The organism is Paenibacillus tarimensis (genome assembly GCF_021532315.1).
Classification (GTDB): Bacteria; Bacillota; Bacilli; order Paenibacillales; family Paenibacillaceae; genus Paenibacillus_I; species Paenibacillus_I tarimensis.
Genome location: NZ_JAKGAO010000011.1, coordinates 477542 through 501294 on the forward strand (window position 1 = coordinate 477542; position 23753 = coordinate 501294).

At 53.4% G+C, this 23753-nt stretch carries 22 protein-coding genes; 6 read left to right on the top strand and 16 right to left on the bottom strand.

Annotated features, from left to right (window positions below):
* Positions 1-57 precede the first annotated feature (57 nt).
* Genes L1N82_RS12830 through L1N82_RS12845 form a run of 4 tightly spaced genes read left to right on the top strand, consistent with a single transcriptional unit; the run spans position 58 to position 3121 of the window.
* Positions 58-546: a TRAP transporter small permease gene (locus tag L1N82_RS12830; RefSeq protein WP_235287771.1), complete on the top strand. Its 489-nt coding sequence runs from the start codon at positions 58-60 to the stop codon at positions 544-546.
* Between the two features lie 2 nt (positions 547-548).
* Entirely contained in the window at positions 549-1829 is a 1281-nt protein-coding gene (locus tag L1N82_RS12835) for a TRAP transporter large permease (protein WP_328284482.1), read from the top strand.
* Between the two features lie 12 nt (positions 1830-1841).
* A complete protein-coding gene (locus L1N82_RS12840; protein WP_235287772.1) occupies positions 1842-2102 on the top strand; it encodes an HPr family phosphocarrier protein in 261 nt (86 codons plus the stop codon).
* Positions 2103-2158: 56 nt separating this feature from the next.
* Positions 2159-3121, top strand: coding sequence for a C-terminal binding protein (locus L1N82_RS12845; protein ID WP_235287773.1), 963 nt, complete (start codon positions 2159-2161; stop codon positions 3119-3121).
* A 306-nt stretch (positions 3122-3427) separates the two neighbouring features.
* Here L1N82_RS12845 and rlmH read toward each other — a convergent pair whose 3' ends face one another.
* Entirely contained in the window at positions 3428-3907 is a 480-nt protein-coding gene (gene rlmH, locus L1N82_RS12850; RefSeq protein WP_235287774.1) for a 23S rRNA (pseudouridine(1915)-N(3))-methyltransferase RlmH, read from the bottom strand.
* A 227-nt stretch (positions 3908-4134) separates the two neighbouring features.
* Between rlmH and L1N82_RS12855 the strand changes: the two genes are divergently transcribed.
* Entirely contained in the window at positions 4135-4485 is a 351-nt protein-coding gene (locus L1N82_RS12855) for a hypothetical protein (RefSeq protein ID WP_235287775.1), read from the top strand.
* Between the two features lie 85 nt (positions 4486-4570).
* Here L1N82_RS12855 and L1N82_RS12860 read toward each other — a convergent pair whose 3' ends face one another.
* The gene (locus L1N82_RS12860; protein WP_235287776.1) at positions 4571-4738 is read right to left on the bottom strand and encodes a CxxH/CxxC protein; all 168 of its coding nucleotides are present in this window, start codon (positions 4736-4738) and stop codon (positions 4571-4573) included.
* Between the two features lie 9 nt (positions 4739-4747).
* Positions 4748-6073 carry a S1C family serine protease gene (locus L1N82_RS12865; RefSeq protein WP_235287777.1) on the bottom strand — a complete coding sequence of 442 codons (1326 nt, stop codon included), beginning with the start codon at positions 6071-6073 and terminating at the stop codon, positions 4748-4750.
* Positions 6074-6222: 149 nt separating this feature from the next.
* Here L1N82_RS12865 and L1N82_RS12870 point away from each other — a divergent pair, with 149 nt between their 5' ends.
* Complete coding sequence (locus L1N82_RS12870) at positions 6223-6444, top strand: hypothetical protein (RefSeq protein ID WP_235287778.1); 222 nt, start codon at positions 6223-6225, stop codon at positions 6442-6444.
* Here the strand turns inward: L1N82_RS12870 and L1N82_RS12875 are convergent.
* The 13 genes from L1N82_RS12875 to L1N82_RS12935 all read right to left on the bottom strand — a co-directional run bounded on the left by L1N82_RS12875 (position 6413) and on the right by L1N82_RS12935 (position 23730).
* Positions 6413-7219 (bottom strand): MBL fold metallo-hydrolase, encoded by an 807-nt coding sequence (locus L1N82_RS12875; RefSeq protein ID WP_235287779.1) that lies wholly within the window; start codon positions 7217-7219, stop codon positions 6413-6415. The genes L1N82_RS12870 and L1N82_RS12875 overlap by 32 nt on opposite strands.
* Before the next feature lie 34 nt (positions 7220-7253).
* Positions 7254-8000 carry a two-component system regulatory protein YycI gene (yycI, locus tag L1N82_RS12880; RefSeq protein ID WP_235287780.1) on the bottom strand — a complete coding sequence of 249 codons (747 nt, stop codon included), beginning with the start codon at positions 7998-8000 and terminating at the stop codon, positions 7254-7256.
* Positions 8001-8076: 76 nt separating this feature from the next.
* Positions 8077-9552, bottom strand: coding sequence for a YycH family regulatory protein (locus L1N82_RS12885; protein ID WP_235287781.1), 1476 nt, complete (start codon positions 9550-9552; stop codon positions 8077-8079).
* A complete protein-coding gene (walK, locus tag L1N82_RS12890) occupies positions 9549-11381 on the bottom strand; it encodes a cell wall metabolism sensor histidine kinase WalK (protein ID WP_235287848.1) in 1833 nt (610 codons plus the stop codon). The genes L1N82_RS12885 and walK overlap by 4 nt, the downstream gene beginning before the upstream one ends.
* Positions 11381-12118 (bottom strand): response regulator YycF, encoded by a 738-nt coding sequence (yycF, locus tag L1N82_RS12895; RefSeq protein WP_235287782.1) that lies wholly within the window; start codon positions 12116-12118, stop codon positions 11381-11383. Before yycF ends, walK begins: the two co-directional genes overlap by 1 nt.
* A gap of 138 nt (positions 12119-12256) precedes the next feature.
* The gene (locus tag L1N82_RS12900) at positions 12257-13795 is read right to left on the bottom strand and encodes a M23 family metallopeptidase (RefSeq protein ID WP_235287783.1); all 1539 of its coding nucleotides are present in this window, start codon (positions 13793-13795) and stop codon (positions 12257-12259) included.
* A 140-nt stretch (positions 13796-13935) separates the two neighbouring features.
* A complete protein-coding gene (locus L1N82_RS12905) occupies positions 13936-14763 on the bottom strand; it encodes a hypothetical protein (RefSeq protein WP_235287784.1) in 828 nt (275 codons plus the stop codon).
* A 193-nt stretch (positions 14764-14956) separates the two neighbouring features.
* Entirely contained in the window at positions 14957-16246 is a 1290-nt protein-coding gene (locus L1N82_RS12910) for an adenylosuccinate synthase (RefSeq protein WP_235287785.1), read from the bottom strand.
* Positions 16247-16635: 389 nt separating this feature from the next.
* Positions 16636-17997 carry a replicative DNA helicase gene (gene dnaB / locus L1N82_RS12915; protein ID WP_235287786.1) on the bottom strand — a complete coding sequence of 454 codons (1362 nt, stop codon included), beginning with the start codon at positions 17995-17997 and terminating at the stop codon, positions 16636-16638.
* Positions 17998-18084: 87 nt separating this feature from the next.
* Positions 18085-18528 carry a 50S ribosomal protein L9 gene (rplI, locus tag L1N82_RS12920; protein WP_235287787.1) on the bottom strand — a complete coding sequence of 148 codons (444 nt, stop codon included), beginning with the start codon at positions 18526-18528 and terminating at the stop codon, positions 18085-18087.
* The gene (locus L1N82_RS12925; protein WP_235287788.1) at positions 18525-20495 is read right to left on the bottom strand and encodes a DHH family phosphoesterase; all 1971 of its coding nucleotides are present in this window, start codon (positions 20493-20495) and stop codon (positions 18525-18527) included. The genes rplI and L1N82_RS12925 overlap by 4 nt, the downstream gene beginning before the upstream one ends.
* Positions 20496-20513: 18 nt before the next feature.
* On the bottom strand, positions 20514-21416 hold the full coding sequence (locus L1N82_RS12930) for a DUF2232 domain-containing protein (RefSeq protein WP_235287789.1): 903 nt from the start codon (positions 21414-21416) through the stop codon (positions 20514-20516).
* A 262-nt stretch (positions 21417-21678) separates the two neighbouring features.
* Positions 21679-23730 carry an amidohydrolase family protein gene (locus L1N82_RS12935; protein WP_235287790.1) on the bottom strand — a complete coding sequence of 684 codons (2052 nt, stop codon included), beginning with the start codon at positions 23728-23730 and terminating at the stop codon, positions 21679-21681.
* Between the last annotated feature and the right edge of the window lie 23 nt (positions 23731-23753).

Below are 23753 nucleotides of genomic sequence, written 5' to 3' on the forward strand. Positions count from 1 at the left end.
TTTCTTATTTTGGGGAGGAGCATAGAAGTGAGGTTCATACGAAAAATCGACGAGCAATTGGAAGAAACGGTCTGCGTCATATTGTTTTCTATTATGGTCATTCTCACCTTTGTACAAGTACTGTCGCGCTTTGTCCTAAACTTATCGCTTGGGTGGTCGGAGGAGATCTCTCGTTTTTTATTCGTGTGGCTCGTCTACATGTCCGCTGCCATGGCTGCGAAGCATCGTCGACACATTCGGGTCGAGTTGATCGACCAGTTTCTCCCTCGGGGGTTGTCCAAATGGGTCGGTCTCGTATCGGATGTACTGTGGATCGCCTATGCGGTTGTTGTAGCGTTCCTAGGTTTTAATATTATGCAAATGATCATGGGGCATGGGCAGCTGTCGCCTGCCGCACAATTGCCTATGGGCTGGATCTATTTCATTATTCCTGTCGGTTTCGGGCTGATCGCGCTTCGCGTTGCACAAGGCATCTATGCGCGTTTTCGCGGAAATGATGAGATTTCCGACGAGGAAAAATTACGAAGAGTCATTGAGGAGGGCTGACCGTGTCGCCACCTATCGTATTAGGCATATCTCTTATCGTATGTATACTAATAGGTATTCCGATCGCATTCGCCATTGGGATCGCCACCTTGGTTACTTTATTCGTCGGGGGCATTCCGCTCGCGTTTATCGCCCAACAATCGTTTACTGCCCTTGACTCTTTTCCTCTGATGGCCGTTCCTTACTTTATATTAGCGGGCGCTCTAATGGAGACTGGCGGTTTATCCAAAAGAATCATTCATGTCGCGCAGGAGGCCATGGGCAACGTAACCGGGGGCTTCGGCATTGTGACAATTCTAGCTTGTTCCTTATTCGCCGCCATTTCCGGATCAAGTCCGGCGACGGTCGCAGCGATCGGTTCGATAATGATTCCAGCCATGGTAAAGCACGGATACAGTAAGGATTTCGCTGCCGCAGTAGCCGGATCGGGCGGAGGGTTGGGCATCATTATCCCTCCTTCCATTCCAATGATTATTTACGGCATTGTTGCCGGAGTATCCATTGGCGATATGTTTCTAGCCGGATTCGTGCCCGGGTTTTTCCTAGCATTTCTGATGATTATGCTGATTTATGTCACGTCGAGACGAAGAGGATATACTGGTACCGGCCAAGCTTTTCAATTCACCAATTTCATGAAGGCACTCTGGGATGCCAAATGGGCGCTTTTCGCGCCAGTTCTTATCTTAGGAGGTATATACAGCGGCATCTTCACCCCGACGGAATCAGCAGTCATCGCCGTTGTCTACGGGCTGTTCGTAGGTCTATTCATATATAAAGAATTGAACTGGAGGCAGATTCCCAAAACCCTAATCTCTTCGGCCATGATCACTGGTTCCGTCATGGTTATACTGGGGACCGCGACCGCATTCGGCAAGTTAGTTACCATGTACCAAGTGCCGAACATGCTAGCCGCCGCGTTGACAAACATATCCGACAACAAATATGTGTTACTGCTGTTGGTCACAGCATTGATTTTGTTTATCGGCACATTTATGGAGACGTTGTCGATCATCATCATTTTAGCACCGCTGTTCTTACCTGTACTGATGCAGTTGGGTGTAGATCCGATCCATTTCGGGGTTCTTCTTGTCATCGGGGCCGAGATCGGTATGATGACTCCTCCGCTCGGCGTGAATTTGTTCGTTGCGTCTGGGATTTCGGGCTTATCTATTGAAAGAGTGTCCAAATCCATTTTCCCGTTTGTGCTTGTGCTCATCTTCGGCATGCTTGTCATGTTGTTCGTGCCATGGATGATACTCATTGTTCCACGAATTTTCGGATAAGGGGGCATCGGAATGGCTACGAAAAAAATTGTCATTCGGTTGTCGGAGGATAAGACGATCGCTGAATTAGGAAAAATATTAACCGGATTTAATTCCGAAGTGATGATAAAGAAGAACGAAGGGGTTCACTATAAAGAAGCCAATCTTAAAAGCATTTTGGGATTGATCAATCTGCGTCTCAATAATGGCGACGGGGTCACGATCGAAGGGGTCGGGGAGGAGGCGGAGGAGGCCGTAGAAGTCGTTGCGACATTCCTTGGCGGAACGCGGTAAACCCTTTCCTGATTCTGTAATCTCAGTGTACACGATATGTTTAGGGAGGAACATCGATGACCCTTAAAGTAGTGGTGACGGATTATGAATACGAGAACCTCGAGCCGGAGCGGGAAGTATTCGAACCCCTTGGAATCGAGCTAATTCCAGCGCAGTGCCACACCGAACGGGAGGTCATTGAAGCCGCGAAAGATGCTCACGGCTTAATTAGTCAGTATGCTCCTATTACTCGGAACGTCATTGAAAACTTGCCGCATTGCAAAGTCATCTCTCGTTACGGGATCGGCGTCGATACGATCGATGTGAAGGCAGCCTCGGATAGAGGAATTATTGTCGGGAACGTTCCTGACTACTGTATCGACGAGGTGTCCGACCATGCGCTCGCTCTGCTCCTAACCGGAGCCCGAAAAATCATACCGTTGCATCAAGCGATCCAAAAGGGCAAATGGGATTACAAGATAGGCGTTCCTATATATCGCTTAAGAGGGCTTGTTCTCGGCTTGGTTGGCTTTGGCCGAATCCCTCAGCAAGTCGCGCGGAAAGCGCAGGCCTTCGGTCTTCGAGTGATCGCTTACGATCCATTCATTCCTGGAGGAGTGGCCGAAAGCTTCGAAGTTAAGCTGGTACAATTGGATGAACTTTGTGCACAGTCCGATTTTATTTCCGTACATGCGCCGCTCTTGGCAAGCACCCGAGGCATGATCGGCGAGGAGCAGTTCCGACGGATGAAGAAAGGAGCCATCATTGTAAATACGGCAAGAGGCCCTATCATTCAGGAGGAGGCATTAATTCGGGCGCTTCAAGAGAGAACCATATCCGGCGCATGTTTAGACGTAGTAGAACAGGAGCCCATCGACGAGAGCAATCCGCTACTGAGCATGGACAATGTGATTCTGACCCCCCATATTTCTTGGTATTCGGAAGAATCACAAAATGAGCTCAAGCGCAAAACGGCACAGAACGTGGCTCGTGTGTTGATCGGCGAACGACCGGACTATATCGTGAATCCAATCCAGTAACAGTATGATGAGGAAACGCCTGGGGGTGTTCACCCGCAAGGGACGCCGGTGTGGTACAATCAATTTGTCTCTGTAAAAAAGGTCGAATAGCCCTTAAAGGTGGTCTATTTGGTGTATTTAAGTAATTCTATTCACTTTCTAAATATGAGCATTTTGCATGAGCGCTAAAAAGGGCATTTTGTCCAAAAACTAACGGCCCTTGTCAGGCAGGTATAATAGCAATGATGATTCCCCCTTTCAACCAGATTCCATCAGAGTGAGGAGAGCATCCCCACTCTTTCTTTGTGAACTCTAGAAAAATTCGCCCTACTTATGATAAGGTTCACCCCGATTAATCTTCACCGCCCGATACACCTGCTCGGTCAGCACCAGCCGCATCAACTGATGCGGCAGGGTCATACGCCCGAAGCTGAGCTTCTGCTGGGCGCGTTTCAGTACGTTCTCGCCGAGGCCGTTGGAGCCGCCGATGACGAATACGACGTGGCTGCTGCCGTAGGTGCCCAGCTTGTCCAGCTGGGCGGCAAGATCCTCGGATGACCACAGCTGGCCGCCAATGGCCAGGGCGACCACATGTGCATCCGGCTTGATCTGGGCCAGCAGGCGTTCGCCCTCCCGCTCGCGGACCTGTGCCTCCTCCGCTGCACTCATCGTCTCCGGCGCCTTCTCATCCGGCACCTCAATCACATCAAACTTTATGTAAGGCTTCAGACGCTTCGCATACTCCGCAATGCCGTCCGCCAAATATTTTTCCTTCAGCTTCCCAACCGCTGCTATTTGCACATGCATTCGTAATGCTCCTCCCGTTATAATCGAGCAGCCTACCCACCCGCCATAAGCCCCCACTAATTACCTTAACTATATGTCTTCCCCAGCCTTCTCGCGATGCAAACGTTAGAATCATGAAGCTTTTCTAATTCATTCAGACGTTTATAATGCTCCCCTGCAAGGGTATTAACGTTACAGAAGCGCACACAACTGCCAACAACAATTTGGATTTCGAAAGGGGTACAAACATGAACAAACAGAAATGGGTTAAGTCTTCGCTGACTGCTGTCCTGGGTGCTACACTGGTATTCGGTGCTGCTGCTTGCGGTAATGCCGAGAACAACAACGTCGTGGTCGAAGACGAGAATGTCGTCACACCGGATACGACTACTCCTACTCCAGACACAACAACACCAGATGCCGGCACTACAACGCCTGATGCTGGCACGACTGAACCAGGTACTGACGCAACGGCTCCCGACGTGAACGTTACAACACCAGATGTTGACGTGGATACGCCGGACGTGGATATCGACTCCCCTGAGGGAGAAGGCATTACGGAAGAAGGCACATCCCAAGACACGACAACTACTCCATAATGCATGATGATACAGGAAAACCCGCGCATCAGGCCAACCGGCCTGACCGCGGGTTTCTTGTTGTGGACCTGTTGTCCTAACCGGCTCACACCAGCAGAATTTCCGCTCTCTGCTCACAGAGATCGCACTTGCGCGGCGGGTCCCAGTCCGCAAACTGAGTCCGGTCCAGATCCACCATATCCGGCGCATCTTCATAATCGTCTACGAATTTATCAATAGCCAGCTCTACATGCTCTTTACATACACAATACATAAGCGCGTCTTACTCCTCTTCGTTGTCCTTCTCGCCCAGCTTGAATGTCGTTGTCTTCAACTTGCCATCCCGGTAAAAGGTTACGTCAATGGTGTCGCCGATTTCCTTCTTACTATACAGATACTTCCGAAGCTCCATCGTGCTGCCGATCGGCTGGCGGTCCAGCTTCACAATCACATCATTGAAGGCAAGCCCTGCTTCCTTAGCCGGCCCCAGCGACTCCAGGACAATAACACCTTCGGTTACATCCTTCGGGAGGTTCAGCTCATTCCCGGCAGGAGGCTCCGCCTCTTCCCCGGTCTCTTCCTCATCTGTCCATGCCGCTCCCGGCTGCTGCGACAGATACTGTTCCAGATCCAGTGTATAGACGCCCAGATAAGGGCGAAGCACCTTGCCATACTCCATTAGAGAATCCACAACAGGAAGAGCGCTGTTCATCGGAATTGCAAAACCAATCCCCTCGACACCATAATCTGCGACTTTCATGCTGTTTATACCAACAACCTCGCCGCTAAGATTAACCAGTGCCCCGCCGCTGTTGCCTTGGTTGATGGAAGCGTCAATCTGAATGACCTCCTGCTCCCAGTCATAATTGCCATCCTGATTCAGCGATACAGGAATCGTGCGTTTGCTTTTGCTCACAATTCCCATCGTCAGGGAGTCACCGAGCCCAAGCGGATTGCCTATCGCGATTACCGTTTCCCCGTCCCGAAGCTTCATCGAATCGCCGATCGCGGCAACCGTATCAATGCCCCTGCTATCTATCTCAAGCACAGCCAGGTCAGTAATCTGATCCATTCCCACGACCTTGGCTTCCCTAACTTCGCCATTCACAAGCATTGCCTTCAAGATATGAGCGCCTTCGACGACGTGATAATTCGTAATAATATAAGCTTTACCGTCTGACTTCTTAAAAATAACACCGGAGCCCAGGCTCGCCTGCTGAAGCTCGGCTTCTTCCCCGCTGTCCAGCTCCTCTTCCGTCCCATCCTCACCGCTCCACAAGCCTTTTCCCTGCGGCAGCAGCTGTTCATTAATGATGCTTACGACAGCTGGCCTGACCACCGCTGCTGCCTGAATGGTACGCTCGAACGGATCAGCGGTCTGAATCGGCGCAGCGCCGCCAGTCTGTGTGCCGCCGGCCGGGCCGCCGCTGTCATAGCCGTAGATGAAGCCGAACATCAGCACAGCGGCCATCGCGCTGACGAAGGAGGAGACGAACGCGATCCGCACCGCTCCCCAGCTGCGTTTTGCCGGAATACCCCATTCATCCTTGCGTGAACGGACCCGGCGGGATACCCTCGTGGAATAAAAATCGTCGTCGAACAAGCTCATATCTATCGCTCCTCTCGATGCCTTGCATCAAGACTATTTTTAGACTTATAGGAATGTTTTCGGCAGAACGGATTACAATAGTAAGAGTACTAGAATTCCCTATACGAATCTGTACTAAACATTTGACATCACAAGAGGAGATGATATTGATGCAGCATTTGCCTGTGTCTGCCTGGGATCAAGTCAATATGACCGCCAAGCTTGCCGATATGAAGGATCAGCATTACCAGATGCTTCTGGCCTTCCATTCCATGCTCGACATCCTCATGGATAAGGGACTCATCACAAGGGATGAACTGGAGCGTAAAGCTGCTGCACTGGACGCGGAGTCCGAGGCCGCTATTTCTTCCTTACTTCGTCCCATGGGGTAGGCCGGTCATGGTAGGTGTGGTTCAGAAAACACTCGTCCCTTTTAAAGAATATGCCGTGATCCTCCATAATAGAATTAACAGTTACACGGGCTAGTTCCATCAAGTTATGATCAAGGCTTAGGTGAGCCAGATAGACGCGTTTGGTGCGGTCGGTCATCAGCTCGCACACCGCTTCTCCGGCTGCCTCATTGGACAGATGCCCGATATCGCTTAAGATCCGCCGCTTAATGTTCCACGGGTATCTGCCCATCCGCAGCATCCCGATGTCGTGATTGGATTCGAGCACCATTACATCGGAGTCCTCTACGGCCCGTTTCACCTTATCGCTTACATAGCCAAGGTCGGTTACCAGGCTTAGCTTATAATCCCCATCTTGAAAACAGTACCCGACCGGCTCAGCCGCATCATGCGAGATGGGATAAGACTCAACCCGCAGCTCGCCGAACTCGACTATACCGCCTGTCGGCACAATGAACCTCTTCTGGTCGGCAATCTGGCCGACATGCTTATCCAGCGCATGCCAGGTTGCTTCATTGGCATAGACCGGAAGGTCATGCTTGCGGGCGAATGCCCCTAATCCTTTAATATGATCCGAATGCTCATGTGTAACAAATATGCCGTCTATATCTTGTCCGCTGACGCCGCGTTCCTTCATTAATCCTTCCAGCTTCTTCGCGCTGAGCCCGGCATCAACCAGTATCGTCGCCTCGTCGGTCTGCACAATCGTTGCGTTCCCTGTTGAACCGCTGGCAAGAACAGTAAACCGTATGCCCATCTATTGTTGTCCTGTCCTTTCTCTCCCCGTCCCATCAATCCAGAAGGACATTATCCTTCATCTGGGTAACCTCGGCACTGATCGCATTGACGTAATAACCGCTGCCATCCTCCAGCAGCACGCGCCACGACGGTGCCGAGACCTGGATGTCCGAGTTGAAAATTTGTCCGTGATAGCCGAGCTGAATGTCGGTCACCACTGATCCTGTCTGCAAATATTTATCGATCAAATGCGCCACGACGGTCGCCGCCGGCAGCACTGCTTGTCCTTCTCGTTCATCGTCACCGGGAATGATTTCGACCCGGTTCTGCTGATAGGCTATAATCTGCTGATTGCTGTAATAGAGCTTCATCCTGACATCAAACATCGGCAGCCCGTTATGCAGCCGGTAGAACACCGCGCTGCTGCTGTCGCTCATGTAAGCGTCGAAGCCGTACAGCTCAAGATCGGGAATGATATCCCCCATACCTTCTAATAATTCGCTCTTGTTAAAGACAATCCTGCTGGAAACTGGAATATCAAGTTCGACTTTATTCCCGTCACCCGCCTTCTGCGTATAACGGAATGTCAGATCCTCCAGCTTGGGCGTATCCGTCGGAATACTGGCCTCAAGCCGGATTTTTTTCTCCTGCATCTTCACAGCCGCCTCCAGCGGGAGAGCCGAGAGATCCACATTGGCGTTCAGCCGTTCACGGATATCCAGCCAGAGCTGGTAGCCAAGGAGCATATTCAGCAGCAGGAATGATATGATCAATACACTCTTCGCGCGGCTCCAATCCATTCGTTACATCTCCCTCTCCCGGCTCTGCCATGGCTGGCTGTACCAGTCTGCCAGTATCAAAGTCTCGTCTAACAGATTATCCATTTGCTTCTTCGGCGGCGGGAGCACCCGCTCCAGAACGGGGATCCGGAAGCAGCGGGAGTACACTATCGCCTCCAGAGCCGCCCCCCTTAAGCCCGCTTCCTTCATCCGCAGGCTGACCCGTCTGATTGAACTGCAGCTTGGGAAGCTTCTTCAGCGGCTGCTCCGGAACAGTTCCAGCCGGCATCGCATCCATCAGCTTATGCTCCGTGCCATCCGATAGGCGCACCGCCCATACCGGTGCAAAATGCAGCTCCCCCTCGTCTGTCGGGGTTACCTGCTGCGCCGGGAAGACCGCCACCACCTCTCGGTGGCGTGGATACCGCTCCAGCTCTTCGATCACACTTCCCGAACCGGGAAGCCAGCGTTCAGTCGTCCGGCCGCTCCGCTCCCCGCGGGTCAGCAGCGAGCGTTCAAATTCGCTAACAACCCCCTGCTGCACGACCAAGCGGATATGCCCGTATTCAAAATCCTCCGATCCCAGCACCGGATACCGGTCATAATACTGCTGGAAGAGGATGATCCGGCCATCATCCGGATCGGCAGGCACCACATATCGGTGACGTCCGTCCCAGCCGCCATGATCGTTCACAAACTGCAGTCCGGCGAGCATGTTTTCCCCCAGGTCATTCGGGCTGTCGAGCGGAGCTACAGGGTCAGTGTACACCATCCAGGTGCCGCCAGAGCCCAGCTGCAGCCCGCGTTTGCCGTCCGTATAGATCTGGGAGCCGTTCCAGTCCTCCAGGTTCCGCGTTTTCTCCGGGTCGAAGAACAGGTTGCGCTGCATCTGCTCCGGCGAATAGGCGGTATAGCCGAACGAGGATTCAATCGTCTCAACCGCCGTCTCCGGCAGGTAGACCGATCCTCTCCACAGCTGATAAGAGGGCAAGTAGGAACCGTAACTGGCGAACTCCTGCACATCCTGAAGCGTCAACACTTCCCTGACTGATTCATAGACCGTCTTCCCGTCCGAGCTGAAGAAGAACGTCTCCACAGTATCCTGATTCGGCCGCTTCATGACCCAGATCCTCTCGATCGTATCCCCCAGGAACAGGAAGTCTCCATCAAGATCGTAGAACTTCTGGAGCAGAGATACCGGGACACCGCTTCCGAAGCGCAGCTCAGCCCCGATTCCTTCCGTGCTGGCCTTGGCCCAGTCATAGCTGTCGGCTGTGTGCCTAAGGAAGCCGCTGAACTCCACCTCTTCAAACCGCTTCATGATTTCATTGAAGGTCACGGTGTTCGGATACAGCAGCGTATGCCGGTTGCCGCCCGCATGGAGGACGATATCCTCCGGGAAAATCACATGCTCTACGCGCTGCTTCTGTCCCATCGTCTCGGTCTGCACATACTCCTGCTCAACCTTGACACGGGCGCCGAGATTCGGGAAGCTGTACGCGAGAAAATAGCTCTGTATCAGACTCAGAACAACAAGAATAATAAGCGCTGTCGTCTTCACCCGCTCCATCATGACCCCTGGCTCCCTTCGTGAAGCGTCGGAAGCGTGAACGTAACCGTTGTGCCTTCATTCCACTCCGATTCCAGTTCTACTGTCCCGCCGTGCGCCTTAATGATTTCCCGGGCAATAGACAGACCAAGACCGGTGCCTCCCGCATTGCGGGAACGGGCTTTATCCACCCGGTAGAAGCGCTCAAATATCCGTGCCAAATCCTTGGATGGAATACCAATCCCGTTATCCTTCACACTGATGGAGATTGATCCGGCATCCGGCTTGCGTGCGGCTATCTCGATATGACCGCCGTCCATCGTATATTTGATGGCATTGGACATCAGGTTATCAAGGACCTGGTCAATCTGATCGCGGTCGATCCAGATGTTCTCAATGCCGTTCTCAATCAGCACGGAGCTGCCAATGGACTTCTGTCTCATCTGGAATGAGAAGCGGTCGGACACCTCCTCCAGCAATTCCCTCACGTGGACCGCCTTGCGCCGGAGCGGCGCCTGATTCGAGTCCAGTCTCGACAGATGCAGCAAATCGGTCACAAGCCGGATCATCCGTTCCGATTCCCCGCGGATGACGCCGACGAACCTTCCGGCAAGCTCCCTGTCCTCCAATGCGCCGTCATCCAGCGCTTCAATATAGCTCTTGATCGTCGTAAGCGGCGTACGCAGCTCATGCGACACGTTCGCCACGAATTCACGCCTGGAGCGTTCCATCTTCTCCTGCTCGGTAACATCCTGAAGAACAGCAATCGTGCCGGCCATCGTCTTGTCCCGGCGGCTGATCGGGGTACAGGTGATGCGCAGCAGCCACTCATCCTCGTCACCCTCAAGCTCCTTGCGAATCACCGTCGAATGCTCGACCCCCATCTGAAGCTCCGTTACCTTCTCATCCGAAATGCCGATCAGCTCGGACAGCGGAGTGCCTGTCCCTTCCTTCACCTCAAGCATCTCCTTGGCTCGCCGGTTCATCAGGATCACTCTATTATTCTCGTCCGCTGCCACTACCCCGTCACTCATGTTGGCCAGAATCGAAGCCAGCTTCTCCTTCTCTTCCTCGTTGGCGGACAGGGCTTCCTGCAGCCTCCCCGTCATATTGTTGAAGGCGTGGCTCAGCTGCCCGATCTCATCATCTCCATAGACCGGCACCTTATGATCGAACCTGCCTTCCGCTACGGCAACCGCCTGCCGGGTGAGCCCCTTGATCGGGTTCGTGATCGTATGGGCAAGCAGTATGCCCAGGATGCCGGTTAGTCCAAGCGCGATCAGCATGCCGGACATGAAGATCCGGTTAATCCGGTTCACCGTCTCGAACAGCTCCTTCATGGATGCGACGATGTAAACCGCACCGACCACCTTGCCGTTATCGAAGGCCGGCCTTGCGATTACCTTCTTGCGGACATTGTCCTCATCCACGATGTCCTGCTCATTTTCGCGTATTCCCTGAAGCGCGCGGCTTACGGCAAGGGTGGTGTTTTTCCGCCCGACATAGGATTGCTGGGCATTAGAGGTGGCAAGCACCCTGCCGCTGGCATCCAGAATCTGAATGTCCGCCTGGCTGAAGTTGAACAGGGAGCTGAGCAGGCTGCTGAGATCGTCGCCAAGCTGCTCATCCGGCACCTCGTTCTGTTCCCGCTCTGCTGAACCCAGCGTCTGCTCGACCAGAACCGTCAGCATGTTCGTCTGTTCATTCAGGTTATTCGTGAAGGAAGCAGCCAGCGATGTCTTCATCGTACTGATGAAATACACGCCGATCAGCTGCATGGCAATCAGGATCAGCAGCACATAGATAATAATGAGCTTCACCTGAACGGTGCGGAACAGCCGAATTCCTCGCATCATCCGGGGATGAACCCTCCTGACTTCGGATTACGCATCATATAGCCGAGTCCGCGCCGGGTAAGTATATATTCCGGCCTGCTTGGATCATCCTCAATCTTCTCGCGCAGCCTCCGGATCGTCACATCTACGGTACGTACATCACCAAAATATTCGAATCCCCAGACTGCCTGCAGAAGATGCTCACGCGTCATGACCTTCCCGCTGTTGCGGGCCATATAATAGACGAGCTCATATTCCCGGTGTGTCAGATCGAGCGGCTCGCCGTCCTTATAGACGACATACATATCCGTATCAATGAACAGGTTGAATAGCTTAAGCCCCTGCTTCTCCGCCTGGGCAGCTTCCGCATTTACTCCTGCCGTCTGCAGCTTCTGCTGCCGCCGCAGATGGGCTTTCACCCGGGCTAGCAGCTCTCTTGTACTGAAGGGCTTGGTGACGTAATCATCAGCACCCAGCTCCAGACCCAGCACCTTGTCCAGCTCTGTATCCTTTGCTGTAAGCATAATAATCGGGGTTTGCATGCGGCTGCGCACCTCGCGGCACACATCCATGCCGTCCTTGACCGGAAGCATGAGATCCAGCAGGATGAGGTCCGGCTTTTCCGCATAGGCCAGCTGCACAGCCTCTCCTCCGTCAAAGGCGCATATGACCTCGAAGCCTTCCTTCTCCAGATTGAATTTCAATATATCTGCAATTGGCTGTTCATCATCTACCACCAGTATCTTGCCCTGCATGCTCCCACCACCTGTTCGTTCTACTCTACCTACTATTTTACCACATAGGCTGAAGCCCTCCCAGCGGAGGACATTGACATTGGACAGGGCAAAATAAAGCAGCCGGCTGCTCACATGCAGCCGGCTGCGTCTATCCGCTTACAGATAGTTGATCGGGTTCTGTACCTTGCCATCCTTATGAATCTCAAAGTGCAGGTGAGTACCGGTCGAATGGCCCGTGTTACCCATTACGCCCAGCTTGTCGCCCTTCTCTACGACATCGCCTTCGCTGACATTGATAGAGTCCAGATGAGCGTAAACTGTCTTGAATCCATTCTTATGATCAATAAAGACAACCTTGCCAAGCCCATTCTTCGTTCCAGCAAATTCCACTACCCCGTCATCGGCTGCCAGAATACTGCTGTTTCCGACCAGATCGATCCCTTTGTGCTGTCTTCCCCAGCGCGGTCCGTAGCTGCTTGTCAACCGGGCACCGCTGACCGGCCAGGCAAACTCGCCCGTGCCCTCGCCCCGTACGACCTTCGTGCCCTTCATAATGATAGCCGGTACAGCTGGTTTAACGATCTCCTCATCTACCAGCTCTTCACTCATCAGGTAGCCGTTCTTCTTCACGAGCTTGTAGGTAACCTTCTTCGAGCCGCTGACACCCTTGCGGATCGTCTTGCGTTCGCCCTCGCGCATCTCATCGTTCTTCTGGACAATAACCGCTGGCTCGATTGTTTCCGTTTCAGTCACATTCTCGATGGTCTGCACGGTAATCTGCGGCTGAAGAACGGTCAAGTCGAGCTCGTCCCCTACCTTGATCATGTCATCCTTGATCCAGGGGTTATTCTGATAGATAACTTGCGGAGAGATGGAGAACTTGCTCGCGATACAGCCAATGCAGTCACCTTCTTGGACGGTGTAAACCGTATCCTCCGCACTCCCTGTCACCAGACGGCTGTACAGCGTATCCGCATCTTGAATGCGCTCTGGCGACACCTTCGTGGAAGACAGCTTAACCTCCTCTACAAAGCCAACCTCGGCCACCTCTGTCTTGGGGGCGGCTGCTGCCGGTTGTGCACTGTATGCGAGTGCCGTAACCTCTAACTTGTCTGCCGCTGTATTCTTCTCCGGCACGTACTTGGACTGCACTCGTTTCAACACCAGATCTGCGGTCTGCTGATCCTTGGCAATGCCAATAAGCTTGCCGTCTACCCGTACCTCCACGCCAACGGCATGGCTTGTGATGTGGTCCTCCAGCTTATCCAGCGTCGCTTCTGTCTCCGGCTTTGCTTTGAACCCGCTTGCCTTTATGTATGACAGCTCGCCGGCATCCAGTGCCATATTGAGGCCCGGATTGGCCGCACTTGCTTCCTTGCGCTTATCTTCCATCAGCTGCTCGACAGCTTCAGGAGCGTGTACGGTTCCCAGCTGGGCTCCATCCTGGTAGACATAATAATATTCTACGGTATTGCTCTTAACATAATAATGGCCGCCAAATCCGGCGGCAGAGAGGAGTACCAATGCTCCTCCGGCAAGTAGGACTGGTTTGCGAAGAAGCCCCTTAACAGCGCTCTTCCAGCTTGCGGCTTGCTGCTGCTTGCCATTCAAGTCTTGCAACCGGGTATCCGGCGCGGGCTTCTTAAGTCCCTTGCCTGCTTTGCTCTTCCGGTTTGTATGCCTGTGAACGGTCATGTTCTTCTCCTTTGTTCCACCCAATGATGTAATCGTTCATTCGTCTTGGAACAGACGAAAAATCCCTGTCCGGGAGATTACGCCTTTTACTGTATCACAACATTTGCAGCAGCGGCAACCGCACTGAAACCATCCCTCGATTAATATTTTTTCAGAATGTCCATTAATTCCTCATATTCTTCCCGGTCCAGATGCTTGGCAACAATCTGTTGAATGTTAGTCATCTCCTCATCGGTCAAGCCGCTCTCCACATAGGTAGAGATCGTCTGCCATTCCGATTGCGGAAGCTTGCTGACCAGCATTGCGAACAGCTTGTTCCGGTCTTCCTCGCTCATCTGATCCTTCGCTCTGGCCAGCTCTTCCGGCGTAATTACTGCTTCGCCCTGTGCTGACTGCGCCTGTGATCCTGTTCCGGACCCAGTCTCCGCCTTGGCTTCATCCCCATCCAGTCCGCTGTTGTCACCGCTTCCGGCGTCTGTGAGCTGATCAGTCTGCCCCGAATCCGGATCTGCTTGGCCATCGGTTCCGTCTGTCGAAGCTTCCGAGTTCATCCCTTCGTCCTGGAACGGATTAGCAGCCGGATCATCGCCTCCGCTGGTGTCGGTCTGATTCTCCTGACCGCCATCTCTGGCATCTCCTTCAGCATCCCGGCCAGCGCTGCTGCCATGCTCCGAATATCCGCTGCCATCGCCACTGCTCTTCGACGGGTTTGCATCACGGCTGCTGCCGTCCTCTTGACCGGCCTCCGCTGTCATTCTGCCGTCTTCCGCTTCGTCCGCACCCCACAGCTTGCCCCAAACACCGGACAGTGCGAAGGGCTGTGTCTTCATTGGCAGGTTATAATCTTTTATCAGTGCCTCTACATAGCTGTTTACGATATAACCCGTCGTCCAAATCGCCAAAAAGCTGACGATCAGCGCGGAAGCCACCGCCTTGCCGAGCCATCCCGCCATTTTCCACCACATCATGAGCCATCCATCCTTTACTCCATACTGTCCCTTGCAAAGTGGACATATCTACCAGTATGGACCAACCCGGGCGGCGCCATTCGTAGTCTGAGAGAAATTGTTAGAATCAGCGGCTTTAATAAGCGCAGCAAAAGGCCTGCTTTTCTTATCACCGATAAGGAAAACAGGCCTATTATTCTCTTATTCGGTATGATTATACATCATACACGTTGATCAGCGGATTCGTCTGCTCGCGGTTCCGGCCAACAGAGAAGATCGCAATTGGAATACCTGTCAGCTCCGATACACGCTCCAGATAACGACGGGTTGTCGCCGGCAGGTCATCCAGCGTCTTCGCGCCCGAGATATCCTCGCTCCAGCCCGGAAGCTCTTCATAGACAGCCTCGCATTCGGACAGCATCTTCAGGCTTGCCGGGTAGTGCGTAATGATCTCGCCGCGGTACTTGTAGCCTGTGCAGATCTTCACTGTCTCCAGTCCTGTGAGCACATCAAGCGAGTTCAGCGACAGTCCTGTGATTCCGCTGACTCTGCGGGCATGGCGAACTACAACACTATCGAACCAGCCGACACGCCGCGGACGTCCGGTCACTGTCCCGTACTCATGTCCACGTTCACGAATTTCGTTGCCTGTCTCATTGTGAAGCTCAGTCGGGAACGGTCCGTCGCCAACACGGGTCGTGTAGGCCTTCGCTACTCCAATAACCTGGCGGATGCGTGCCGGTCCAACACCCGAACCGATACATACGCCGCCGGCGCTCGGATTAGACGAGGTCACGAACGGATATGTACCCTGGTCAATATCCAGCATGACGCCCTGCGCGCCTTCGAAGAGAATTTTCTTGCCTTCGTCAATGGCATCATTCAGGACAACCGATGTATCTGTTACATACTTGCGCAGCGTTTCGGCATAACCGAGATACTCCTGAATGATCGATTCAGCATCCACAGGCTCACCGCCGTATACCTGCTGAATAACCTGATTCTTCTCCTTAACCAATTGGCGCACCTTCGCCGTGAAGTCCTCCGCGTCCATCAGGTCGGCGATACGCACACCGCTGCGGGCCGCTTTATCCATATAACAAGGACCAATCCCTTTACGGGTCGTCCCGATTTTGTTGTCGCCTTTACGGTCTTCCTCCAAACCATCGAGGACCATGTGGTACGGCATAATGACATGCGCACGGTCGCTGATCTTCAGATTGTCCGTCGAAAAGCCATTATCGTGAATGTAATTGATCTCATCAATTAGCGCAGCCGGATTAATAACCATCCCGTTCCCGATTACACACAGCTTATCATCATTGAATATTCCGGACGGAATCATCGTCAGCTTATATTTCTTGTCACCGATGAGAATCGTATGGCCGGCATTGTTACCGCCTTGGTAACGGGCGACAACGTCTGCGCCTTCAGCCAAATAGTCGGTAATTTTGCCTTTCCCTTCGTCTCCCCATTGGGTTCCGACAACAACAACCGTAGACATGGCATACCTCCGCTCAGTGTTCCATGACACCGAAATTTACCGCCCTGCAGCGCAGATTCTCCGCACTTCTGAAAGGCAGCAATACTAGTGTAGCAGTCCACCCTACCCCTGTCAACAAAAACGAACAATCAGTAGACCATATATACGAACGTTCGGATTTCGGTCTGATCCTGGCTAAGAAAAACGATTCCATCCTACCCCTCGCAGGGCAGTATGGTGATAATTGCTCCAACAGGCTATTCTTATGAAGGGACTGTTCAGAGCCGCCCGGTCAAGCCTTCTGACGAACTGCAGCGGCTCTCGTGCGCCAGCCTGCGCATAACAAAAGCCCGGCCTGCCGGCCGGGCTGCTGTCTATCCAAGCTCAATATCTCTATCGGGCATCCGCCTCTAGGCGACGCCCGGCTGCTGCTGTCCCGAGTGGTCGAGACTGACGAATTTGTTAAAGTTCTTCAGGAAGACAAGCTCGACCGTACCAACCGGACCATTCCGCTGCTTGGCGATAATGATCTCGATAATATTCTTCTTCTCGGTTTCCTTGTCATAGTAATCATCCCGGTACAGGAACGCGACGATGTCGGCATCCTGCTCGATCGAACCGGATTCCCGGAGGTCAGACATCATCGGACGCTTGTCCTGCCGCTGCTCCACGCCCCGGCTTAACTGGGACAGGGCAATAACCGGCACTTCCAGCTCACGGGCAATCTGCTTGAGGGTACGGGAAATTTCCGATACTTCCTGCTGGCGGTTCTCCCCCGCCTTGCCGCGTCCCTGAATCAGTTGGAGGTAGTCGATCAGAATCATGCCGAGCCCCTTCTCCTTCTTCAGTCTGCGGCACTTGGCGCGAATATCGGCCACCGTAATGCCAGGCGTATCATCGATATAGATCTCCGCCTCTGACAAGGCCCCGATCGCCATCGTCAGCTTCTCCCAGTCATCACCTTCCAGGTAGCCTGTCCGCATGCGGCCAGCATCTACATTGGACTCTGCACAGACCATACGCTGTACCAGCTGGGCCGCGGACATCTCCAGACTGAAGATCGCCACGGCCTCGCGTGCCCGGACGCCTACGTTCTGGGCGATGTTCAGTGCGAAGGCCGTCTTGCCGACCGAAGGACGGGCAGCAACAATAATCAGGTCACTCCGCTGAAAGCCGGAGGTCATCTTATCGAGATCCGGGAAGCCGGACGGGATTCCCGTCGTACCGCCCTTATGACTGTACAGAAATTCTACCCGTTCGAATACTTCCATCAGTACATCCCGGATGGATACGAAGCCGCTGCTTGAACGCCGGTTCGATATTTCGAGTATGCGCTGCTCCGCTTCATTCAGCAGTATACCGACTTCATCCGTCGCCGCGTACCCGTTCTGCACGATTTGCGTCGCCGTCCGGATCAGGCGCCGGAGTAGTGATTTTTCCTCCACGATCTGGGCATAATAATCGACGTTGGCCGCAGTCGGCACACCGCTTGCCAGCTTCGCCAGATACGTGACGCCACCGGCCTCTTCTAGTTGCTGCCTGTCCTGCAGCCAGGATGTCAGCGTAACCAGGTCAATCGGCTGATTGCTTTCACCAAGCTCTACCATCGCTTCATAAATCATCTGATGCTCAGATGAATAGAAATCTTCGCTCCGCAGCCGTTCCATAGCAGTAACCAATGCCTCGGCCTGCAGCAGAATGGCCCCCAGGACCGCTTGCTCAGCTTCAAGATTTTGCGGGGGGACCCTGTCAAACATCGCCTCTGTGTTCATCGTCCTTCTCTCCCCTGTCCGATGCTGTCCGTCATTACGATCGGGTTATGATAGTCATTCAATATAGTCAATAAGTCCAATATGCTCTTATTCCTCAGCCGTCTGTACCTTCAGGGTTGCCTTCACTTCCGGATGCAGCTTTACCGGTACCTGGGTCACGCCCAGCGAACGGATCGGCTCACCCAGCTCAATCTTCCGCTTGTCCACCGTGAAGCCCTGTGCAGCCAAAGCCTCCGCAATCTGCTTACTGGTAATAGCGCCGAACAGGCGGCCGCCTTCCCCGGCCTTCGTCTTGATGACAACTGTCGTCTCACCCAGACGCTCGGCCAGCTTCTGTGCGTCCTCCTTCTCCTTCGCCTTACGCTTCTGCTCGGACGCACTCTGAGCTTCAAGCGTCTTCACATTGCCCTCGGAGGCTTCCTTAACCAAGCCCTTAGGCAGCAAGAAATTGCGTGCGTAGCCTTCGGATACATTCTTAATCTCGCCCTTCTTGCCTTGTCCCTTAACATCCTGCAGGAAAATTACTCTCATTCGAATAACCCCTCTTCCTTATCAATATGATCCAGTACTTTCTTCAGGCGTTCCGCTACCTCGGTAACGGTGCCTTCCAGCTGAGCTGCTGCGTTAGTTAAGTGGCCGCCTCCGCCCATACGCTCCATCACGACCTGCACATTCATGTCACCGAGCGAACGGGCGCTAATGCCAATCAATCCGTCCGTTCGTTCGCTGATAACGAACGATGCCAGCACATCGGTCATATTAAGCAGCGTGTCGGCAGACTGGGCAATCAGCAGCTGAGAGTTCTTGACACCTGGCTCTGTGACCGCGATCGCCACATGCTCGTAATGAATCTCCGCATGCTTAATAATATCAGCCTTCTTGATGTATTCTTCAAGGTCCTCCTTGAGCATCCGCTGCACGAGCGATGTATCCGCGCCATGTCTGCGCAGGAACGATGCCGCTTCAAAGGTGCGGGACCCGGTCCGCAATGAGAAATTCTTCGTGTCTACCGTAATCCCCGCCAGCAGCGAGGTCGCTTCCGTCACATCCAGGCCTACCCGGTCATGAATGTACTGCAGCAGCTCCGTCACCAGCTCGCATGTGGAGGAAGCATACGGCTCCATATAGATCAGCACCGGATTCGCAATGAATTCCTCGCTCCGGCGGTGATGGTCAATGACGACCACCCGATCAGTTGCGGACAGCAGCTTCGGCTCTTTCACCATCGAAGCCTTATGCGTATCCACAACGACTGCGAGTGAACGTCCGCTCATAATGGTCAATGCCTGCTCCGGAGTAATGAATCGCTTAATCAGCCGCTCTTCCCCGGCGATCAGCTCCATCATCTTCTCGATAGAAGGATTAAGCCCCTCCAGCACGATATAAGCTTCTTTATTAAACAGCTGGGCTGCCTTTAGCACACCGATTGCCGCCCCGATAGAATCCATATCAGGAAGCTTATGGCCCATGATGATAATGTTATCGCTGTCCTTCATCAGGTCGCGCAGCGCGTGCGCTACAACCCGTGCTCTGACACGGGTCCGCTTCTCAACTGCGTTCGACTTGCCGCCGTAGAAGGTCTGCCGCTGGCCTACCTTTACCGCGGCCTGGTCGCCGCCGCGGCCGAGCGCAATGTCCAGGCTTCCCTGCAGCCATTGACCGAGTTCAATAAGATCCGAGGTTCCGCAGGCCATGCCAATGCTGAGTGTCATCGGAATCTTGAGATCCAGCGTCATTTCCCGGACCTCGTCCAGAATTACGAACCGGGACAGTTCGAGCTCTTTAAGCGTCTTGAAATCTGTCATAATCAAATAACGGTCCGAGGTTAATCGTCTTAGGTACATATGGTACCGCTGGGCCCAATCGGTAATTTCGGCTGTTACCTTGGACATCAGCGCCGAGCGCTGCTGATCGTCCATCCCCTGTGTGACTTCCTCTAGATTATCCATCATGACGACGCCAAGCGCCAGCTTTTCGTCCTCGTATTTTTTGGCAATATTCCAGCGTTCCGTAATATTCACCACATACAGGAGTCTCTCTTCCTGCTTGAACAGCAGCTCGTACACAGAAGTACCGATTCGTATCTCTACCGGTCCTTCCTGCTCCTTATCCTTGTCCTTCGACTGCAGAGCCGGGAACAGCTCGGTCAGCGGCACACCAATCACAGATTCCCGCTCCAGCATGTGCGAGATGAACGGATTATGCCATTCAACGACCTTATCCTCATTGAAGAGCACGATACCGAAGGGCAGCTCGCTGATGACTTCATTGCCCGTCTTCTTGATCCGGTATGACAAGGTGCCAAGGTAGCTCGTTAAATCCCGGCGGAACGAGCGTTCCGCGAGCAGCGTATACACGGCCACGACGCCTGCCAGCACAAGTCCGGCAAGGCCGAGCAGCCAATTGTAAGTGGAGAGCGCCAAGGTAAGCGCAATAATAAGCACGAGCGACCATACCTGATGAAGTCCGTGCCATCTCTTCATGAGAAACTTTGGCATTTCCATTCGCCCCTGTACTTAAGGTTTCGTAAACGATTTTCTGAGCGGAAACGCTACGTCAATGACCCCGATCAGACTAAGCGGCGGAAACAGCAGCACCGGCACGGTTAGCAGAATCGGCACGACACGCGGCCAATTTTTTTGCGCGGCTAGAAAGAAGAAGAACCCGATAGCCTGTACGGTAAATGCAAACCGCAAGAGCGGCAGCAGATTGATAATTACCACTGAGAAATACGTGCTGTCCTTGGTTGTCATGAACAGGTCGAACAAAATGGCAATCAAATAGTAAAAGACAAATGAGCGCGGCAGCATCCAATCCTTTGCCTGTTGGAAGGCAGCCACCTCGATACCCGAAGAGCGCAGTGCCCGACGGGCCAGATAATGCGTAACCGCCGCGTACAGGAACGAGACAATGATGAGCATTACGGGCAGGGATTGCATGGCCGTCCGTATCAAATCCTCTGTCATGTCGGCCGTCCAGTAGCCGGGCAGCAGCCCGTCTCTCGATAACGTTGCGAAATTTTCCCGTATGATATTGCCCATCTCACTGAGCAGCGCGATATCAAACGCAAACTGCAGAATCAGCAGCTCCAGCAAAAATTGCCCCAGCAGGGCAAGTGTACCGCCGGTTATTGCCGTACGTGCTGAAGCCTTCTTCTTATACAAGTGTCCCATCACAATTCCGGGGATCAAGAAGAACAATCCCACGATCAAGGCAGCAGGCCCTATCAGCAAGTACCCGGCAACCCAGATTGCCAGCATATGAACAGCAAAGGCGGCTGCCGGAAGCATCGTGTAAAGTACTACATACGGCACCATTAATAAAGTTATGGTCAATACATTAACGCCAGGTACAGCAATCGAGAACAACAGCACAAGCGCCGCAGCACTCCACAATAGTGGTCGATAACCTGTCTTCAAACCGTTCCACACTCCTCGGCACATGAGCTTTAATCTCCATTATAACATAAAGGCAGGAGCCGGCGCATTGCTACCCGGCCTTTCCCCGTCCTGTCCCCGAATAATGTCATAATGGTTTAATCCTATTCCCCTACTATTATTCCGGCGTAAAAAGACTCCCTGCCTCAGCTGTCGAGGTCAGGGAGCTTGTCCGATATTCATTCTACTGCTGCCGGCTGCTGACAGCCGCTTGATCCTACTGCTCTCAGCATGCCGGCTGTAATCAGGCACCGACTGCGGTCCATACATCGCCTTCCTTCGAAACCTTAAATCCTGTGTCCTCCAGGAACTGCACCGGCACGAATGCCCGCTCACCTATCGAGATCAGCTCAGACTGCTTGTCTGCCGCCTTCACCTCGTACCCGCGCTCAAGGATCAGCTCACCGCTCTTAGGCTTCTGGCCTGCCTTGGAGTCAGATGCTTCAGCTGAACCGGCTGCTGTCGTGTCCAATGTATACGTCTTGCTGATCTTATCCCATACAAGTGAATAACCCTGCTCCTTGAAAGCTGCCAGATCGACATATACCTGATCGTTATAAGCTATCAGAGGGTAGGAAGCCGTACCCCATTTCAGGCTTCCCGCCGTTTCCTTGAAGCGGACGAATTCACTGCGGATCGCCTGTCCAACACGTACGCTCTTATTCAGCTCGCCTTGGTCCAGTGCCACCTGTCCGTTAACAAGCACATACTCCATTCCTTCGGAATAGAGATCCGGCTGCTCCACCGTAGCTTTGTCAATGACTGTGTCATAGTTGAAGACGACGATGTCAGCATCCATCCCCTTCGCAATCCGGCCCTTCTTCTTCAGAGCCGGCACCTGCTTCTCCAGCCGCTGAGCCGGCATAAGGCTGAGCTTGGCAATAGCCTCGGACAGCGTAATGACGCCCTTCTCCCTCGCGTATAGCCCCAACGCGCGGGCGAACGTGCCGGAGGCACGCGGGTGATTGTTATGGCCCGGCTCCAGAATCGCATCACTGCCGATCATGACATAAGGTGCCTGAAAGGCATCAATAACGTCCTGCTCGGGTATTGCGTAGGCTACGGCCAGCTTGCCTTCCTTCTGATACTTGCGGAAGGTTTCCGCTGTCAGCCGCTCACTCGTCCCGGCAATCTGCAGATCCTCATATGTAATGCGGAACCGCTCCTGCCAGCCTTCATCGAATCTGGCGGAATTCAGATAAGTCCCCCAATAATCATACGGATACAGACATGCTGTTATATCAAGTCCTTCTTTCAGCGCCTCGTCAATCATCGCCAGCGATTCCTTCATGCTGAACGTTCCGCCCGTACTATTGATATGATCAATATGCACAGCCGCACCGCTTGCTCTTGCATAGCCGATTAGCTCGTTCATCGTATCGAAGTTCGTTCCCGGCTCCTCCATATCGGAGTAACGGCCGTGGAAATAGGTCGGAACGTTATATTCCTTAGCGAGCTCCATGAGCGCAAGCACTTCCTCCGAAGTGATGCCCGGCACATATTCCAGACTGAAGGATATACCGAGCGCACCATTGTTAAGAGCTCCCTCCGCCTGCTCCTTGAGCTTGGCGATCTGGGCGGCACTCGCGCCTGCGTAGCGGCTCAGCTTGAACTGATTGCGTGCCTGCGTATAGAAGAACGATGCGCCAAAGTGCACGGGAGGCTTGTCCCTTTCATAGTAGGCATACCACTTTGCAGGAGAGGATGTGCCTCCATGCATCGCAATGTTCGTCGTCACACCGTCCGCGATCTTGTTCCAGACACCGAGAGGGTTCGGATCATAGGACAGATTATCAATGAATCCAGGTGCTACGACCAAGCCGGTCGCATCTATCGTCCGTTTCCCCTTCAGAGGCTTCGATGTAACGACACCTACCGTTCCGTCCTTAATGCCTACATTGAGCCCTTCCTGGTCCAGCTGCGTCTCCGGGTTGATTACCCGTCCATTCTGAATCACGATATCATATACAGCATCGAGCTCCGCCTGCGTGACGTCAGCATCGAGTGCAGCCCCTGCGTTGTTCTGATCTGCTGCCCCGGCAGCCGGATCCCCTTCTTCCGCTGATTCTCCTGAACCGCCCGTACCGCTATTGTCACTTACGGTCTCCCCTTGGTTACCTGCTGTACCGTTCTCCGCCGTCTGTCCCGGTGTTAGACCCGGTGCCATATCGTCTTTACTGCCGAACAGCGACCAGATCATAAACACGGCAAAGACCGCCGCGAGCAGCGCGGCGATCATCAGCAAGACGCGCATCGGCCTGCGGCCTGTGCCCGCCCCATTACGTTGTTGTGCCATTCCCTGCCTCCTATATTCTTGCA

Excerpts from the sequence above, each read along its gene's own strand:
- L1N82_RS12845 (WP_235287773.1), top strand. The coding sequence starts at position 2,159 with ATGACCCTTAAAGTAGTGGTGACGGATTATGAATACGAGAACCTCGAG.
- yycF (WP_235287782.1), bottom strand. The coding sequence starts at position 12,118 with ATGCAGGGCAAGATACTGGTGGTAGATGATGAACAGCCAATTGCAGAT.
- L1N82_RS12875 (WP_235287779.1), bottom strand. The coding sequence starts at position 7,219 with ATGGGCATACGGTTTACTGTTCTTGCCAGCGGTTCAACAGGGAACGCA.
- rplI (WP_235287787.1), bottom strand. The coding sequence starts at position 18,528 with ATGAGAGTAATTTTCCTGCAGGATGTTAAGGGACAAGGCAAGAAGGGC.
- L1N82_RS12865 (WP_235287777.1), bottom strand. The coding sequence starts at position 6,073 with ATGAGCTTGTTCGACGACGATTTTTATTCCACGAGGGTATCCCGCCGG.
- L1N82_RS12925 (WP_235287788.1), bottom strand. The coding sequence starts at position 20,495 with ATGCCAAAGTTTCTCATGAAGAGATGGCACGGACTTCATCAGGTATGG.
- L1N82_RS12860 (WP_235287776.1), bottom strand. The coding sequence starts at position 4,738 with ATGTATTGTGTATGTAAAGAGCATGTAGAGCTGGCTATTGATAAATTC.
- L1N82_RS12840 (WP_235287772.1), top strand. The coding sequence starts at position 1,842 with ATGGCTACGAAAAAAATTGTCATTCGGTTGTCGGAGGATAAGACGATC.
- dnaB (WP_235287786.1), bottom strand. The coding sequence starts at position 17,997 with ATGAACACAGAGGCGATGTTTGACAGGGTCCCCCCGCAAAATCTTGAA.
- L1N82_RS12870 (WP_235287778.1), top strand. The coding sequence starts at position 6,223 with ATGCAGCATTTGCCTGTGTCTGCCTGGGATCAAGTCAATATGACCGCC.
- L1N82_RS12935 (WP_235287790.1), bottom strand. The coding sequence starts at position 23,730 with ATGGCACAACAACGTAATGGGGCGGGCACAGGCCGCAGGCCGATGCGC.
- L1N82_RS12855 (WP_235287775.1), top strand. The coding sequence starts at position 4,135 with ATGAACAAACAGAAATGGGTTAAGTCTTCGCTGACTGCTGTCCTGGGT.
- L1N82_RS12900 (WP_235287783.1), bottom strand. The coding sequence starts at position 13,795 with ATGACCGTTCACAGGCATACAAACCGGAAGAGCAAAGCAGGCAAGGGA.
- walK (WP_235287848.1), bottom strand. The coding sequence starts at position 11,381 with ATGCGAGGAATTCGGCTGTTCCGCACCGTTCAGGTGAAGCTCATTATT.
- yycI (WP_235287780.1), bottom strand. The coding sequence starts at position 8,000 with ATGGATTGGAGCCGCGCGAAGAGTGTATTGATCATATCATTCCTGCTG.
- L1N82_RS12905 (WP_235287784.1), bottom strand. The coding sequence starts at position 14,763 with ATGATGTGGTGGAAAATGGCGGGATGGCTCGGCAAGGCGGTGGCTTCC.
- L1N82_RS12910 (WP_235287785.1), bottom strand. The coding sequence starts at position 16,246 with ATGTCTACGGTTGTTGTTGTCGGAACCCAATGGGGAGACGAAGGGAAA.
- L1N82_RS12885 (WP_235287781.1), bottom strand. The coding sequence starts at position 9,552 with ATGATGGAGCGGGTGAAGACGACAGCGCTTATTATTCTTGTTGTTCTG.
- rlmH (WP_235287774.1), bottom strand. The coding sequence starts at position 3,907 with ATGCATGTGCAAATAGCAGCGGTTGGGAAGCTGAAGGAAAAATATTTG.